Source organism: Streptomyces sp. NPDC051243 (genome assembly GCF_044455405.1).
In the GTDB taxonomy this organism is placed as follows: domain Bacteria; phylum Actinomycetota; class Actinomycetes; order Streptomycetales; family Streptomycetaceae; genus Streptomyces.
The window spans coordinates 239,283-255,522 of the sequence record NZ_JBITES010000014.1; the positions used below are offsets into that span (position 1 = coordinate 239,283).

Below are 16,240 nucleotides of genomic sequence, written 5' to 3' on the forward strand. Positions count from 1 at the left end.
ACACCGGGGGTTCACTGACCGACAATCAGCACCGTGACGTCGTCCTTCGAGTTCAACACGTACCCCGCGCGGCTCTCCGACGCGGAGCGCGACAAGGCGCTGAAGGTGCTCCGTGACGGCGTCGCCATGGGCCGGCTGTCGCACGACACGTTCGTGCGGCGCATGGAACTCGCCCTCGCCGCCCGCCGCGCGGACGAGCTCGCCGTGCTCACCGCCGACCTCCCCGTCGAGAGCCGGGTGTCCCGGCTGGTGTTCGGCACCGTCGAGGCGATCTCCGGCTTCACCGTACGGCTGCGCAGGGCATGGCAGGCCGAGCGGCTGCCCAAGCTGCTGCTGCCCCACCCCGCGTCCGGCCATCCGCTGCGCATCGGCCGCGACCCCGCCAACGGGCTGCGGCTGACCCACGAGACCGTCTCCCGGGTACACGCCGAACTGAGCCGTCAGGGCGGCATATGGGTGCTGCGCGACCTCGGCTCCACCAACGGCACCACGGTCAACGGCCGACGCGTCATCGGCGCCGTAGTGGTCCGTGAGGGAGACCAGGTCGGCTTCGGCCGGATGTCGTTCCGGCTGGCCGCCTACTGAGCCGCCTACCGAGGCGAACCCCGCCCTGGCCCCAGGTTCACCGAACACCTGACTCAAGTCGCTTTGCGCTCTGCGGTGTTGACGTACTCGTCAACTCGTGACTGACTGTGCGTACACCATGCACACCAGGTGAATCGACGGCACCACATTGTGGAGGTGTGCCCTGCCGCCACTCCTCCGCTACCCGAGCGTCGACGAGCTGGCCGCACGGGCTGCCGCACTCGTCGCCCGCCGTCCCCGCGACGCCCGACTGCGCCGCGCGGGGACGTCCCGCGCGGGCAACCCGCTGTGGCTGCTGTCCGTCGGCCACGGCACCCGCCAGGCCCTCGTCGTGGCCGGTCCGCACGCCAACGAGCCGGTGGGCGGCGCGACCGTCCTGCGGCTGGCCGAACGGGTACTCGCCGACCCTCGCCTGCACGAGGGCGCCGACGCCACCTGGAACCTGCTGCTGTGCCTGGACCCGGACGGCCTGCGCCGCAACGAGGGCTGGCTGCACGGCCCGTACACCCTCGGCGGCTACTTCCGGCACTTCTTCCGGCCCGGCTTCCTGGAACAGCCCGAATGGCTGCCCGACGGCGCGGACGCCGCCACACTGCCGGAGACCCGCGCCCTGCTCGACCTCCAGGACGAACTGCGGCCCTTCCTGCAGTGCTCCCTGCACGGCGTCGACGTCGGCGGCGGCTTCGTCGAGGTGACCCACGACCTGCCAGGCCTCGCCCAGCGCGTCGCGCACTCGGCCGCCCGCCTCGGCATACCGCGCGAGCTCGGCCCCTACGACACCCTGTACTGGCCGGAACTCGGACCCGCCGTCTACCGGATCCCCAGGCCCCGCAGGGGCGATCTGGCCGCCGCGATCACCGAGGCGGCCGTCGAGTCGACGTGGTTCCATCCGCACCGGTACGGCACGGTCACGGCGGTCGTCGAGGCTCCCATGTGGGGTGTGGCCGCGGTGGAGGACGGTACTCCGCCCGCCGAAGAGGAAACGGTCCTGCGCATGGTGAGCCACACCCTGCGCCACGACGCCCGCGCCCTGGAGCGCCTGCTGGAGCGCCTGCGCCCGCACCTTCCCGCCGGACCGGAGACGGCTCGGCTGCTCGCCCCCGTGGACGACTATTTACTGGTCTGCCCGGGACTCGCCGACACCTGGGACCCCGACCTTCCCGACGCCGGCGGCGCCCACCCCCTTCCGCCGCTCAGCACCGCCCATCTGGCCGCCCTGCGCATCGCCGGGCGGCGCCTCGCCCTGCGGACGGCCGGTCTGCTGCACCAGCTCGTGACGGTCGCCGGACGCGACCCGGCCGGAGTGTTGCCGGAACTGGACCGCCTCCTGGACGAGTGGTGCGACGACTACCGCGACGGCTGCGGGGCGCGCTGGATACCGGTCGCGCGCCAGGTGGAGTACCAGTCGCGGGTCGTGCTCGCCACGTTCGAACTCGCCGGCCGGTACGCGCCCGCGTGCTCCCGTTCGGGTGAGTCGGGCTGGAATGCCGGGGCCGCCGTGCCGATGCATCGGGAATGACGCAATCCCTCACAAAGCGCCGCCTCACCGGAGACTCCCGCGCGGCAAAGGCCGTACGCGTCGGCCTGTCGGCCGCCACCACCCTGCTCGTCCTCGGCGCGACCCCGGTTCCCGCGGCGGCGCACGACCCCCTCCTGGAGCCGGGCCCCACCCGCTGGCTCTTCCTCACGATCACCCCCGGTGACGGCGGTCGCAGCCACACCCGTGGCGACGGCGGCCAATCCGGCACACGCGGCGAGGGCGGGCACAGCCGCGGCATCCTCCTCTCCTGCGACCCGCCCCAGGGCCATGGACGCGCGGTCGAGGCCTGCGCGGAGCTCGAGAAGGTGGACGGCGACGTCAGCCGGCTCCAGCGACTCCAGCCCAAGAACACCTTCTGCCCGATGATCTACGCGCCGGTCACCGCCCACGCGCGCGGGACATGGGCCGGACGGCCCGTCGAGTACCGGGAGACCTTCTCCAACTCCTGCGCGCTGACGGCGCGGACGGGTTCGCTGTTCACACTGGATGGTTGACTGGGCTGACACGGCTGGCAGGGCTGGCAGGGCTGACACGGCTGGCAGGGCTGGCAGGGCTGACGGGGCTTACTGGGCCGACACGGGGCATGGCTGAAACGGCTCCGCGAGTCGACACGGTCGCTCGGGTCGCCCGTAGGCCGGTGGCGAGCCGCACGCGCGCGTGGTGGCGTCGTACGCGCGCGTGGCGCCGTCCTGGCGGCCGTGGGCGTATCGGTGGCGGTGGCCCTTGAGCGTCCTGGCGGGCCGTGGGCGTCCTGGCGGGCCGTGGGTGTCCCGGCGGCCGGTGGGCGTCCTGGCGGGTCATGAGGTCCGTCTCATGTCACCAGCAGGTCCGTGCCTTACGCCGCCCGGTCCGTCTCACATCGCCCGGTCGCGGGCGTGCAGCGCCGCCGCGAAGACCGTGCGGGACTGGTGCTCGACCTGGTGCTCCAAGGGCACCCAGCGGGCCCGGAAGCGTTCGGCGAAGGCGTCGCTCCAGGTCGCCACGAGGTGTTCGAGGCGCGGCGCCGCGCGGTCGTCGGCCTCCTGCAGGACGCGCAGCAGCATGGCCGCCGCCCGCAGCGGAAGCCGACGCCCGAAGGCGTCCACGCTCCCGACGTACGCCCTGGTGTCGTCGGCGGGCGGTGTGTGCATCCAGTCGGCGGCCAGCCCCGGCACCAGCTCCAGCGCCCACTTCGAGGCGCGCAACAGAGGCCCGTCGACACCGTGCAGGCGGGGGAGCGCCTCGGCCAGCACCCGCTCCACCTCCATCGAGTCCCGCAGCAGCCGGGATCCCAGTCGCCGCATCGCCCCGGCCGGGTCCGGATGCGGTGCCGGGTCGTCCACCAGGTCGCTCGCCCACATGGGTACCTCGACGACCGCGGTCAGTCCGCCGTACCGGTGCACGTGGTACCAGGTGCTGTTGCGCGCGTCGTCCGGCATGCTCGGATACGCCGCGCCCGCGCCCGGCGCCGGCATCACATGCACTCCGGGCCCGGCCGCCGGCCAGCCCGCCGCGTCGGAGGCACCGGTCTCCACCGGGATGTGCAGTTGCGCCGCGGACTTCGCGAACGTCTCGGCGAGCCCGGGGACGTCCTTGGTCAACTGCACCCAGCTGCCGCCCAGATCTGTGCCGTGCAGCGTCACTTGGAGGTAGGGACGCAGTTCGTCGATGACCCGGGTCAGCGCGCGGGTCTCCGGGGGCAGCCGGTCGGGCGGCAGCGCCGCCGGCGCCCACTCCGGCTGCTCGGCGGCCGCGGGCCTGAAGAAGCCGAGGTGGTACTCGAACACGCTGCGGGGCGCGGGGGTGACGTGCAGGCTCGCCCCGTCGGGGTCCGCGCAGAGCAGGAAGTGCCAGGAGGTGTCGGCCCGTAAGTCCCGCTCGTACAGGACTCGTTCGGCGACCGCGAGGAGCGTGGAGCTCCCTGTCGGCTCGTTGGCGTGTGCGCCCGCGACCACCAGGACGGCGCGGCGGGCGTGGCCTATGGACAGCAGGTGGAGGGGTCTGCCGCCGCGTGAGGTCCCCACCTGTCTCAGGGAGCACAGGCCGGGTCGGTGAGCGGCCAGGGCCCGGGCGGACAGCACGAGTTCGGCAAGGGTGGGGTAGCGCAGCTCCGGCAGGAGACTCACCCCCGTCACGTCCGCCCTGCTTCGCAATCCGCAGTACCCCACGGTCTCGTTGATGTGTCAAGGAGTTCACGGGGGAGGCTCCCGGGGGCGCCCAGTTGCATTTGCCGCCGGCAGGTAGGGGCGGTCGGCGTCAGCGGGAGTGAGAGGCCCGTCCGGCCCCTCCACGCCGACGGCCTCCACGCCTCAGGAGTGACGCTACGAGGCGTACGCCCCGCCGATCACCGCCCGACGGCCACCAGAAGGTCGCCGGAATCCGACGGCCGTCCCCCGTCGCCGCCCGTCATCACGCGCCGGCCGTCGGACCCGAGCACCGGGAGCACGCGCGGGTACGAGCCGGTCGCCGGCAGGATGCCCCGGCGCGCGGTGACGTCGTACGCGCCGGAAGAACGTTTCCTCGGCCGGCCGACCAGGCAGTGCTGCTCGACTACGGCGACCACGCGAAACTGCGGTGACTGCGGTGACTGCGGTGACTGCCTTGACTGCCTTGACTGGCTGAGCGGGCCGGGGGGCGAGTGGCCCACTGGCGCGACTGCGGCGGCTGCGGCGAACGCGGCGACTGCGGCGGCCGCGGGCCATGCGGCCACTACGGCCGCTCCGTCTCCGCCGTCTCCTCCGTCCGCTCCTCCGCACCGACCCGCTCCAGCAACGCCACCGGCAGCCGCTCGAACAGCTCCTCCACGCGCGCGTGCCCGGTGAACCCCCGCTCCGGGGCCAGCACATCGGTCCATCGCCCCGCCGGCAGCGGAAGCAGCGTGTCGCGCCAGCCGCCCGCCCGGGACAGCCGTAGCGACAGCCGGGTCACGGCGGTGACCACCTCGCCGGAGCGCACGAAGGCCGCACAGTGGGCGGCCGCCGGGCCCTCGGCGGTCAGCGGCGCGTACGAGGCCGAGTCGCCGAACACGTCGGGGCGCCGCCTGCGCAACCCCAGCGCGGCCGCGGTGACCGCGCCCTTGTCGCCCGGATCCTCGTGCGGGAACCGCACGGCCCGCCGGTTGTCCGGGTCCACCAGCGCCCGGTACTCGCCCTCGGTGCCCTGGTAGACGTCCGGGACGCCCGGCATCGTCAGGTGGGTCAGGGCCATGCCCAGCATGTTCGCCCGGATGTGCGGCTCCAGTCCGCTCCGGAAGGCGGCCACACGCTCGCCCGGTGCCCCGCATGGCCCCGCCGCGACGAACGCCGCCACGGCCTCCTCGTACGGCGGCTCCTGCTCGGTCCAGCTGGTGAACAGCCCGGCCTCGCGCACATGCTTCAGCAGGGCCTGCTGGACCCGGTCCACGGCCGCCTCGCCCAGCCCGAACACCGTCTGCCAGGCGGCCCACGCCAGTTGCGCGTCCGGTACGCCCTCACCGTCGCGCGTCACCTCCGTCAGTACGTCCGCCCAGCGCTCCGGGCACTCGGTGAGCACGGCCAGCGCGGCCCGTACGTCCGCACTGCGCTTGGTGTCGTGTGTCGACACCACCGTGCCGGTCGAGGGCCAGTCGCGCTGCACGCGCGCGCAGTACGCGTGGAACTCGTCGGGCGACACCGCCGGGCTCCCCGGGTTCCCGCCCACCTCGGTCGCCGAAAGCAGCGGCACATAGCGGTAGAACGCCGTGTCCTCCACGGACTTGGCACGCAGCGCCGAGGCCGTCTGCGCGAACCGCGTCCGGAACTCCACGTGCTCCGGCCCCTCACCGGCCCGCCCGAGCACCAGGTCGCGCACGACGTCGACCGCGCCGGCCTCCTCGGGCACGACGAAGGCGAGCCGGGCCTGCGCGGCGGCCTCCTCGGTGACCACGCGGGCCGCGTCACCGGAGGCGTACGGCCGGTAGACCTCCAGCCGAACGAGGAGTTCCTGCAGCGCGGTGCGCAGCGCCCAGGGCGCGCGGTCGCGCAGTGCGGGCTGCGGGGAGGTCACACACACGCGGTGCGCCACCCGCGTCAGCCGGTCGATCTCCGTGGCCAGCTCGTGCGTGAGCACCTTGTAGGCCGCCCGGCGCACCGTCGCGTCCCAGTCGCCGCCCCGGTCGGTCTGCGGGGCCGCGAACCGCCGGTACTGGCCCAGGAGTTCCCCGAAGCCCGCGGGGTCGGTGAACAGGCCGTCCACGTGCCTCAGGGCGTCGTAGCCGGTGGTGCCCGCGACGGGCCAGGAGGCCGGCAGGTGCTCCCCGTCCGACAGGATCTTCTCCACGACCGTCCAGCGACCGCCGGTCGCCTCATGCAGGCGCTCGAGATAGTCGTCCGGGTCGGCCAGGCCGTCGGGATGGTCGATGCGCAGCCCGTCGATCACGCCCTCGTGGAGCAACTGGAGGATCTTGGCGTGCGTGGCCTCGAACACCTCCGGTTCCTCCACCCGCACCCCGATCAGCTCAGAGATGCTGAAGAACCGCCGGTAGTTGAGGTCCGTACGGGCCAGCCGCCACCACACCGGCCGGTACCACTGCGCGTCCAGGAGCTGCGGCAGCGGCAGATCCTCGGTGCCCTCGCGCAGCGGGAACACATGGTCGTAGTAGCGCAGGACGTCGCCGTCCACCTCCAGGCGGCCGAGCTCCTCGCCCAGCGGTCCCCCGAGCACCGGCAGCAGCACCTGGCCGCCCTGCGCCTCCCAGTCGATGTCGAACCACCGCGCGTACGGCGACTTGGGGCCCTCGCGCAGCACCTCCCACAGGGCGCGGTTGTGGCGCGGGGCCATGGCCATGTGATTGGGCACGATGTCCACGACCAGGCCCAGGCCGTGCTCACGCGCGGTGCGTGCCAGCGCGCGCAGCCCCTCCTCGCCACCCAGTTCCTCGCGCACGCGCGCGTGGTCCACGACGTCATAGCCGTGCCCGGATCCCGGCACCGCCTCCAGGACGGGGGACAGGTGCAGATGCGAGACGCCGAGGGACGCCAGATACGGCACGGCGGCCGCAGCGGCCCCGAACGGGAACGCGGGCTGCAGCTGCAGCCGGTAGGTGGCGGTCGGCACCATCGGGTCAGGTCGCTCAGGTGTCATGGAAAGCTACGTACCCGCCCCGCCGCGCTTCGTGTCATCGTCCCCTCCACGTGGGCCCGCGCGCGGGCCTGGCGGGGCCAGGCGGCGAGGCACGCTGGAAGCTACTGTCGCGTGCTGCACGCCGCCATGGGAGTGATGGGCGCACGGGGATCACCGGGCACCCTGGGCACACCGTCAATTGCGCCATCGGCCAGGACATCCCGCGCCGACGGCGCGCCCCGGCGTCGTACACCGGGCGCGCCGTCGAATGCCACATCCACGCGCGTGTGCCCGGCGGTGGGGAGGCCGGGCAGACGCGCGCCGGACTCGCCCTAGACCGGCCGCTGCAGCACCGTCAGGCTCCGGTCCACCAGCGTCAACCGGTCCCCGGCCTGCACCTTCGCTCCCGTCCCGGGCGGCACCCCGTCGGTGCGGGCGGTGTCGACGACCACCTGCCACTGGCGGCCGTGGTTGACCGGCACGACGAAGTCGAGGGTCTTGGGGGAGGCGTTGAACATCAGCAGGAAGGAGTCGTCGGTGATGCGTTCCCCGCGTGAGCCCGGCTCCGAGATCGCGTTGCCGTTGAGGAACACCGTGAGCGCCGACGCCTGCGCCCGGTCCCAGTCCCGCTGGGTCATCTCGACCCCCTGCGGAGTGAACCACGCGATGTCCGACAGGTCGTCGTGGGTTCCCTCGACGGGCCGACCATGGAAGAACCGCCGCCTGCGGAAGACCGGATGGTCCCGCCGGAGCCACACCATCGCGCGCGTGAAGGCGAGCAGTTCGCGCGACAGACGGGCCGCCGTCCCACCGCCCGAGCCGTCCCCCGAGTCGTCCGCGCCCGAGCCGTCCCCACCGGAGCCGTCCGCCCCGGCGGCCCCGTCCGCACCGTCCGCCCCGGCCTGCGGCCAGGCGACCCACGCCAGCTCGCTGTCCTGGCAGTACGCGTTGTTGTTGCCGCGCTGCGTGCGCGCGAACTCGTCGCCGTGGCTGATCATCGGCACACCCTGGGACAGCATGAGCGTGGCGATGAAGTTGCGCATCTGGCGGGCGCGCAGTTCCAGGACGGCCGGGTCGTCGGTCTCGCCCTCCGCTCCGCAGTTCCAGGAGCGGTTGTGGCTCTCGCCGTCCCGGTTGTCCTCGCCGTTGGCGTGGTTGTGCTTGTGGTTGTAGGACACCAGGTCGTGCAGCGTGAAGCCGTCGTGGCAGGTCACGAAATTGATGGAGGCGAGCGGGCGCCGCCCGTCGTCCTGGTACAGGTCGGACGAGCCGGTCAGCCGGGACGCGAACTCCGCCAGCGTGCGCGGCTCGCCGCGCCACAGGTCGCGTACGGTGTCGCGGTACTTTCCGTTCCACTCGGTCCACAGCGGTGGGAAGTTGCCCACCTGGTAGCCGCCCTCGCCCACGTCCCACGGCTCGGCGATCAGCTTCACCTGGGAGACCACGGGATCCTGCTGGACCAGGTCGAAGAACGACGACAGCCGGTCCACCTCGTGGAACTGCCTCGCCAGGGTGGCCGCGAGGTCGAAGCGGAAGCCGTCGACGTGCATCTCGGTGACCCAGTAGCGCAGGGAGTCCATGATCAGCTGCAGGACGTGCGGGGACCGCATGAGCAGGGAGTTCCCGGTGCCCGTGGTGTCCATGTAGTAGCGCGGGTCGTCCGTGAGGCGGTAGTAGCGCTGGTTGTCCAGGCCCCGGAAGGACAGCGTGGGGCCCAGGTGGTTGCCCTCGGCGGTGTGGTTGTAGACCACGTCGAGGATGACCTCGATACCGGCCTCGTGCAGCGCCCGCACCGCCGACTTGAACTCCAGGACCTGCTGACCGCGGTCGCCCCACGAGGCGTACGCGTTGTGCGGGGCGAAGAAGCCGATGGTGTTGTAGCCCCAGTAGTTGTTCAGGCCCATGTCCACCAGGCGGTGGTCGTTCACGAACTGGTGGACCGGCATCAGCTCCAGCGCCGTCACCCCCAGCTCGGTGAGGTGCTCGATGACCGCCGGGTGCGCGAGGGCGGCGTAGGTGCCGCGCAGCTCCTCGGGCAGCCCCGGGTGCCGCATCGTGAGGCCCTTCACATGGGCCTCGTAGATGACCGTGTGGTGGTACTCGGTGCGTGGCCGGCGGTCGTCGCCCCAGTCGAAGTACGGGTTGACCACGACCGACGACATCATGTGCGGCGCCGAGTCCAGGTCGTTGCGTTTGTCTGGTTTGTCGAAGTGGTAGCCGTACACCTCCTCGCCCCAGCGGATCGCACCGCTGACCGCCTTGGCGTACGGGTCGAGCAGCAGCTTCGCCGAGTTGCAGCGCAGGCCGCGTTCGGGGGCGTAGGGGCCGTGCACCCGGAAGCCGTACCGCTGTCCCGGCATGACGCCCGGCACGTAGGCGTGCCGTACGAAAGCGTCACTCTCCCGCAGTTCCACCGCCGTCTCCGAGCCGTCGTCATGCAGCAGACACAGCTCTACTTGGTCCGCGGCCTCCGTGAAAACCGCGAAGTTGGTGCCGGCGCCGTCGTAGGTGGCACCGAGTGGATATGCCTCTCCAGGCCAGACCTGCATGGACACGACTCTTTCAGCTCGGGCCCGCCGTCGGGGGCGCCTTGCCGTCGAGTCTCCCCGAAAGTGATGGAACCACCTATGACTTACGTCCCTCTTACCGGTCGACCAGTGCAAACAAGGGTATGGCCATCAAGGGCGTACCAGTGGGGCCTACACGTACTCCCGGGGACGTACGGGGAGTAGGGGGATGATGTGCGCAAGATAGTGCACCGCCATCTGGGCAAGGTGGTGGCAGGTGCGGCCATCGCGGTGGCCGGAACGGCCGTGATGGTCGGGATCACCCTTCCCGGCACGGCGGGGGCCGACGAGACCGGAGGGAACAGGCCGGGCGGCCAGGCGGCCGCAGCGCAGCAGTTGGGGCAGGACGAGCAGGGCAATGCCGTCGCGCCGGGCGTCGTCGAGGAAGCTCCCGCGGAGGGCGAGAAGGGTACGGGCAACGACCCGCTGACCGACGACGAGATGGCGCGGGCCCAGAAGATCGCCGTGAACCAGCAGACGCTCGCCAGGAGCGAGAACGTCGAGGGCGAGCGCGGCCCGCAGCAGCTGACCGTCGACCTCGCCGAGCCGGACGCCGACACGGGCAGCGGTTCGGGCACGCCACGGCGCGCCGACGTGACGTACTACGACTACCGGAACGACACCCTCGTCACCAAGACCGTCGACCTCGACACCGGCAAGGTCGTCGACACCGTCGCCCAGCAGGGCGTCCAGCCGGCGCCGAGTCGCGCCGAGGCCGCCGAGGCGGCGAGCCTGCTGATCGCCGACCCCCTGGGCGCGGGCCTCAAGGCGGACTACAAGGACGCGACCGGCAAGGAGCTCACCTCCCCGGACCAGCTGCGGCTGAGCGGCGGCATCCACCAGTCCACGCCGGGCGCCCAGCCGGTCGCCCTCGACAAGTGCGGCGAGCACCGCTGCGTGAGGCTGTTCACGAAGGTCAAGAACGGGCCGTGGATCGACACCAGGCACCTGGTGATCGACCTCAGCGCTCGCAAGGTCGTCGAACTCGACCACTGAGCCGGCCTTCGTCCCCTTTCCGAACCCGCACCTCCTGCGAGGGAGTCACTTCTTCATGCGTGCCAACAGAACTCGTCATGCCCGCAGCCGGACGGCGGCCCTCGGTGTCGCCGTGGCCGCGCTGGCCGCCGGCCTGACCACCGGTGCCGGACCGGCCACCGCCCAGCCGAAGGCCGCCGCCGCGCCCGCCCCGGACTGCTCCGCCGCCTTCCGTATCGAGCAGAAGCTCTCCACCGGCACCACCTGGCGGATGTGCTGGCGCTACGACAGCCTGGCCGGCCTCGTCCTGGACGACATCTCCTACCAGCCCAAGGGCGAGACCAAGCCGATCAAGGTCCTCAACAGCGGTCGGATCGCCCAGATCCACGTGCCCTACGACAACGGCCGGGCCGAGTACCAGGACCTCACCGACGAGGGCTTCGCCAGGGACCTGATGCCCCTGGCACCGGCCGAGTGCCCGGGCGGCACCATCAAGACCGTCAAGGTCCCGGACCCCGAAGCGGGCACGAGCTCCAACGTCAAGGGCCTGTGCACCACCACGCGCGCGCGTGGCCACGCCTACCGGATGCAGGCCGACACCGGGAACAAGGTCTACCAGGCCCAGGGCAAGGACCTCCTCGTCTACGCGGTCAACCGGGTCGGCTGGTACGAGTACATGACCGAATGGCGTTTCCAGGACGACGGCACGATCAACATGAACGTGGGCGCGACCGGCACGCTCTCCCCGATCGACTACGACGCGGGCGACGGACAGGGCTGGCCCATCGGCAAGGGCCCCAAGGCCCGGGCCACCAGCCACAGCCACAATGTCTTCTGGCGGCTCGACTTCGCCCTCGACGGCTCCACCAAGAACCGGATCGAGCAGTACGACTCGACGGTCACCCCGCGCGGCAACCAGACCCCGACCACCAAGACCACTCCCACCAAGGTCACCAAGGAACTCGCGGGCGACGCCAAGAGCTACCGCTGGTGGCGGGTGGTGAGCGCGACCGGCAAGAACAAGGACGGGCACGCGCGCAGCTACGAGTTCGTCCCCGGCCCCAGCACCCGCTACCCGGGCCGCGGTTACACCAAGCACGACATGTACTTCACCCAGTACAACAAGTGCGAGCTGTTCGCCAGCAACAACCCCAAGTGCGACCGCAACCACCCCAAGTCGGTCGACAAGTGGGTGAGCGGACAGACCCTCACGCACCCCGTCGCCTGGGTCAACGTGGGCTTCCACCACATCGCCAGGGACGAGGACCAGCAGCCGATGCCGGTCCACTGGCAGGGATTCTCCATCGCCCCGCGCGACGTCACGGCTATGAATCCGCTCACTCCGGCGGACCTCGCCGGGCAGAACGGCGACTACATCGGCGGTAGTTGAGCAACGACCCTGTCCATCCGGCTGCACCGCCCACCGCTCCCGGAGTACCCTTCCTTGATCGTTGGGACGGGGAGTGCTCGGGGGAGCGGAAGGCGGTGCGCGGGTGGGCTCGGGAGGGCTGGAGTTGCCCCCTGGTGACGAGGGTCACGAGGGGAACTCCACAGACGTCCCACCCGGCACGGTGTCCCTGGCCAGGCCGATGGCGACCAGTTCCATCGGCCCGGAGCTGGACTGGGACACCGACGCCTGGCGCGAGGTGCGTACGCGCGCCCAGCGGGCCGGCCGGGCCTATATCTGGCTGAACCTCGTCGAACAGCGGTTGCGCGCCGTCGTGGCCGCTGTTCTGCGTCCCATCTACGAACCCGTCCACGGCGACGACTGGGTCGTGGCGGCGGCCGGGCCGGCCGGCCAGGAGTGGGTGCAGCGCGCGGTCGCCGTCCGCGAGGTCAGCCGCCGCAAGGGCTATCTGCTCGACCCGGCCGACGACAACGTCCTCAGCTTCCTCACGCTGCCGCAGCTGCGGGAGCTGATGGTGCAGCACTGGCCGTGCTTCGAGCCGTACGTCGACGACCGTCGGGACGTGGAACTCGCGCTGGACGAGCTGGAGGTGACCCGGAATGTCGTCTCGCGCAACCGGGCCCTGTCCGAGGCGGTCCTGAACCAGGCCGAACGGGCCTCGGCGCGGCTGCTGGAGATCCTCGGCACCGGCGGGGACGTGCCGTCGGCACGCCGGCTCCCCATCGACGCCGTCGAGGACCTGGTGGGCGACCGCTACGCCGACGTGGTCGCCGTGCACCCCGACCGGGTACGGCTGCTGCGCCAGTTCCCGGCCGAGGACATCTTCGGCGGCGCACGCCGGCTCGACGCCATCGGCATCGGCCTCAACCTGCTCGTGCAGAACTTCTCCGGGCGGCGTCTGGTGCGGCTCGCCGAGAACGGGTGCCGGGTGCGGCTGCTGTTCCTGAACCCGGCCTCCAGCGCGGTGAAGCGACGCGAGCGCGAACTCGGCATCAAGCGGGGCGAGCTGAGCCGCGCGGTCGAAATGAACATCCTGCACATGCGCCGGGTGCGGTCCCGGCTGCGCGACCCGGGCGCCTTCGAGATCCAGGTCTTCGACGAGACGCCCCGCTTCACGGCCTATCTGGTGGACGGCGACGGCTCGGACGGCATCGCGGTCGTGCAGACCTATCTGCGGCGAACGCGAGGGCTGGAGGCGCCGGTCCTGGTGCTGCGCAACGGCAGCAGGGTGGTCAAGTCGGGCGAGATCGACGAAGGCGGGCTTTTCCCCACGTATCGCGAGGAGTTCGAGCTCATGTGGGCGGATTCACGGCCGGTGTCCTGAACGTCCTGAACTGCCCCGAACCGATCCGCGCTTGCCCGGAGCCCTCTCGCCGCAGAAGCGGAATGCGGTCCTCTGATTGTCAGTGGCACATGGGAGGGTGGAGACCACTGGGGGAACGCACCACCAAGAAGGGGGACCGCCCATGGGCTGGCACCGGGAGCTGCTGATCGGCTTCGACCTGGAGACGACGGGAACCGATCCGCGCGAGGCGCGTATCGTCACGGGGGCCGTGATCGAGGTCAGGGACGGGCAGCCCATAGGGCACAAGGAGTGGCTGGCGGATCCGGGCGTCGAGATCCCGGCGGACGCGGTCGCGGTCCACGGGATCAGCAACGAACGCGCGGCCGCCGAGGGCCGTCCGGCCGACCAGGTGGCGAACGCCATCGCGGACGTCCTCGTGACGTACTGGAAGACGGGTGTGCCGGTCGTCGCCTACAACGCCGCCTTCGACCTCAGCCTGCTCTCCGCCGAACTGCGGCGCCACGGACTGCCGTCCCTGCGCGACCGCCTGGGCGGCCTGGATCCCGCCCCGGTCATCGACCCGTACACCATCGACCGCTGGGCCGACCGCTACCGCCGCGGCAAGCGCAACCTCGAAGCGGTCTGCCGGGAGTACGGCATCCCCCTCGACGCCGCGCACGACGCCTCCGCCGACGCCCTCGCCGCGGCCCGGCTGGCCGGTGCGATAGCCGTCCGCCACCCCAAGATCGCGGCCCTCGGCCCGGCGGAGCTGCACCGCCGCCAGATCGAGTGGTACGCCGAGTGGGCGGCGGACTTCCAGAACTTCCTGCGCCGCAAGGGCGACCCGACGGCGGTGGTCGACGGGACCTGGCCGCTGAGGGAGCCGGCGGGGGAGACGGTGGCGGGCGAGACGGTCTGAGGTCGGGGCGGGCTGGGGACGGGCGGACTGCGGGCGGGGCGGTCTGAGGAAGGACGGTCTGGGGACAGAACCGATTGCGCACAGAACGGTCTGAGGGCAGGGCGGTCTGACGGCAGGGTGGTCTAGGGGCGCGAGCGGTCTGTTGCCGGGGCACGGTCTGAGGGCACGAGCGGTCTGACGGCAGAGTGATCTGACAGCAGAAGATCTGCGGGCAAGCTGGGCAACTGGTCCGTCCCGCACGGCGCCCGACGCCGTCTGCCGGTCGCCGGGCGGGCCGACCCGGTCGCGGCGGCGTCCGGCGCGGTGCGGGGGGCGATGGGTGTCCGGCACACGGGCCGCGAGCGGTGTGCCGGCGGCGTCAAGAATGCGGTGCGTGGGGCGTGGGCGGATGGCCGTAGCGGTCCGAGCCTCTCGCAGCGCCCACCCTCACGCCGGCGTCGATGCCGACGCCGCCGTCTCTGTCGCTGTCGACGCCGCCGCGACGCGCTCGATGCGGGGCTTGGCCAACCGCTCGTAGTCGGCGCCCGAGATGACGAGTGAGCGGTCGAGCCTGGCCGCGTTGAAGTACAGCTTCGGCTGAGCCACGACGTCCGGGTCGGCGACGACCTCGAGGTCGGGATCGAAGCTGAACGGCAGCACGGTGCCGGGAACGGCACGGGCCAGCCGCTCCGCGGTCTCCGCGTCGCTGAAGCCGACGTAGCGCGCGTCGAACAGCGCCCGGACGGCGTCCAGGTCCACCCGTCGGTCCCCGGGGACGACCGCGAGGACGTGGCGTGTGGTGCGGCGGTCCACCTTGACCCGCAGCACGATGCACTTCGCGGCCTCGGAGGCAGGGTGCCCGCGCAGCGCGCAGACGGCCTCGGTGGCGCCTTCGGGTTCGTGGTCGATGAGGCGGTAGTCGATGCAGGAGGAGTCGAGGAGGGAGATCAGGTGGTCGTAAGTGCCGTAGGAGTGGTGGGGCATTCGGAGTCCTTGTCGAGGGTGGGGGCCGAGGGGTGTCGGAGTTCCGGTGTGCTTCGGTGCGCCCGTTCCACGGCCTGTCCCCAGTAGGTGCCGGCGACCATGAGGGCCGCCCCGAGGCCGGTGAGCGGGGTGAGGTGTTCGCCGCCGAGGGCCACGCCCACGGCGACGGCCCAGACCGGCTCGGTTCCCAGCAGCAGGCTGGCTCGGCTGGCTGAGGTGCGCTGCACGGCCCAGGTCTGGGCCAGGAAGGCGAACACACTGCAGAACAGGGCGAGATAGACGAGCTGGGCCCAGGTCGCCGGGGCGGCGCGCACCAGCGTCGGCAGGTCAGGGGCCGCGGCGGGCAGGAACAGGGCCGTGCCGACGAGGGTCTGCACCGTCGTCAGCTGCAGGGGGCGGATCGCCCGCCCGGTGGTGAGGCGGCCGACGAGCGCTACATGCCCGGCCCGTATCAGAGCGGCGCCGAGCATCAGCAGGTCGCCGAGGCGAGGTGCGTGGAAGCCGTTGCCGGACATCAGCAGTCCTACGGCGAGCACACACACGGCGGTCGCGGCGAAGAAGGAGCCGGGCAGCGCGCCGCGGTGGCCGCGGTCGAGGAGCGGGGTGAGGACGATGGTCAGGCTGATGATGAGGCCGGCGTTGGCGGCGCTGGTGTGGGCGACGCCGTACGTCTCCACGAGCAGAACCGCGGCCTGGGTCACGCCCAGGGGCACACCGGCCCGCAGTTCCGCACGCGTCCACGGCCGCGACCCGCCGGTTCTGCGGGCGGCGACGACGCCGAGGCAGGCGAGCGCGGACAGGGCGTAGCGGGCGAAGAGCACCAGCAGGACGGGGAGCGCGGCAGTGGCCGTCTGGGCGGACAGGTAGCTGGAACCCCAGACGAGCGCGACAAGGAGGAGTACCGCATCGGTACGGCGGACGTCGGACACGCGCCTACGGT

At 71.8% G+C, this 16,240-nt stretch carries 13 protein-coding genes; 7 read left to right on the top strand and 6 right to left on the bottom strand.

Translation table 11 applies throughout. The features are described from left to right. Positions 1 to 33 precede the first annotated feature (33 nt). The 3 genes from ACIBAG_RS33045 (at position 34) to ACIBAG_RS33055 (ending at position 2,619) form a co-directional block, all read left to right on the top strand. Positions 34 to 585, top strand: a complete 552-nt coding sequence (locus ACIBAG_RS33045; RefSeq protein WP_399110170.1) for an FHA domain-containing protein — start codon at positions 34 to 36, stop codon at positions 583 to 585. Positions 586 to 733: 148 nt separating this feature from the next. Beyond that, positions 734 to 2,104 carry a M14 family zinc carboxypeptidase gene (locus ACIBAG_RS33050; protein ID WP_399110171.1) on the top strand — a complete coding sequence of 457 codons (1,371 nt, stop codon included), beginning with the start codon at positions 734 to 736 and terminating at the stop codon, positions 2,102 to 2,104. Next, positions 2,101 to 2,619 carry an SSI family serine proteinase inhibitor gene (locus ACIBAG_RS33055; protein ID WP_399110173.1) on the top strand — a complete coding sequence of 173 codons (519 nt, stop codon included), beginning with the start codon at positions 2,101 to 2,103 and terminating at the stop codon, positions 2,617 to 2,619. Before ACIBAG_RS33050 ends, ACIBAG_RS33055 begins: the two co-directional genes overlap by 4 nt. 360 nt (positions 2,620 to 2,979) lie before the next feature. Here ACIBAG_RS33055 and ACIBAG_RS33060 read toward each other — a convergent pair whose 3' ends face one another. The 4 genes from ACIBAG_RS33060 to glgX all read right to left on the bottom strand — a co-directional run bounded on the left by ACIBAG_RS33060 (position 2,980) and on the right by glgX (position 9,732). Continuing rightward, positions 2,980 to 4,230, bottom strand: a complete 1,251-nt coding sequence (locus ACIBAG_RS33060; protein WP_399110239.1) for a M14 family zinc carboxypeptidase — start codon at positions 4,228 to 4,230, stop codon at positions 2,980 to 2,982. Between the two features lie 218 nt (positions 4,231 to 4,448). Beyond that, positions 4,449 to 4,667, bottom strand: a complete 219-nt coding sequence (locus tag ACIBAG_RS33065) for a hypothetical protein (RefSeq protein ID WP_399110174.1) — start codon at positions 4,665 to 4,667, stop codon at positions 4,449 to 4,451. 146 nt (positions 4,668 to 4,813) lie between these two features. Beyond that, positions 4,814 to 7,204: a malto-oligosyltrehalose synthase gene (gene treY / locus ACIBAG_RS33070; RefSeq protein ID WP_399110176.1), complete on the bottom strand. Its 2,391-nt coding sequence runs from the start codon at positions 7,202 to 7,204 to the stop codon at positions 4,814 to 4,816. Positions 7,205 to 7,515: 311 nt separating this feature from the next. Then, complete coding sequence (gene glgX / locus ACIBAG_RS33075) at positions 7,516 to 9,732, bottom strand: glycogen debranching protein GlgX (protein WP_399110178.1); 2,217 nt, start codon at positions 9,730 to 9,732, stop codon at positions 7,516 to 7,518. Positions 9,733 to 9,924: 192 nt separating this feature from the next. On the opposite strand from glgX, the gene ACIBAG_RS33080 reads away from it, so the two are divergent. The 4 genes from ACIBAG_RS33080 to ACIBAG_RS33095 all read left to right on the top strand — a co-directional run bounded on the left by ACIBAG_RS33080 (position 9,925) and on the right by ACIBAG_RS33095 (position 14,337). Continuing rightward, the gene (locus ACIBAG_RS33080) at positions 9,925 to 10,746 is read left to right on the top strand and encodes a Tat pathway signal sequence domain protein (RefSeq protein WP_399110180.1); all 822 of its coding nucleotides are present in this window, start codon (positions 9,925 to 9,927) and stop codon (positions 10,744 to 10,746) included. 55 nt (positions 10,747 to 10,801) lie between these two features. Continuing rightward, on the top strand, positions 10,802 to 12,115 hold the full coding sequence (locus tag ACIBAG_RS33085) for a copper amine oxidase (protein ID WP_399110182.1): 1,314 nt from the start codon (positions 10,802 to 10,804) through the stop codon (positions 12,113 to 12,115). A gap of 103 nt (positions 12,116 to 12,218) precedes the next feature. Beyond that, positions 12,219 to 13,457 carry an SAV2148 family HEPN domain-containing protein gene (locus tag ACIBAG_RS33090; RefSeq protein ID WP_399110241.1) on the top strand — a complete coding sequence of 413 codons (1,239 nt, stop codon included), beginning with the start codon at positions 12,219 to 12,221 and terminating at the stop codon, positions 13,455 to 13,457. 142 nt (positions 13,458 to 13,599) lie between these two features. After that, on the top strand, positions 13,600 to 14,337 hold the full coding sequence (locus ACIBAG_RS33095; RefSeq protein ID WP_399110184.1) for a 3'-5' exonuclease: 738 nt from the start codon (positions 13,600 to 13,602) through the stop codon (positions 14,335 to 14,337). A 426-nt stretch (positions 14,338 to 14,763) separates the two neighbouring features. On the opposite strand, the gene ACIBAG_RS33100 is transcribed toward ACIBAG_RS33095, so the two are convergent. Both ACIBAG_RS33100 and ACIBAG_RS33105 read right to left on the bottom strand, forming a co-directional pair. Further along, entirely contained in the window at positions 14,764 to 15,300 is a 537-nt protein-coding gene (locus tag ACIBAG_RS33100) for a YbaK/EbsC family protein (RefSeq protein WP_399110185.1), read from the bottom strand. After that, a complete protein-coding gene (locus ACIBAG_RS33105) occupies positions 15,264 to 16,229 on the bottom strand; it encodes a DMT family transporter (protein WP_399110187.1) in 966 nt (321 codons plus the stop codon). Before ACIBAG_RS33105 ends, ACIBAG_RS33100 begins: the two co-directional genes overlap by 37 nt. Positions 16,230 to 16,240 lie beyond the last annotated feature (11 nt).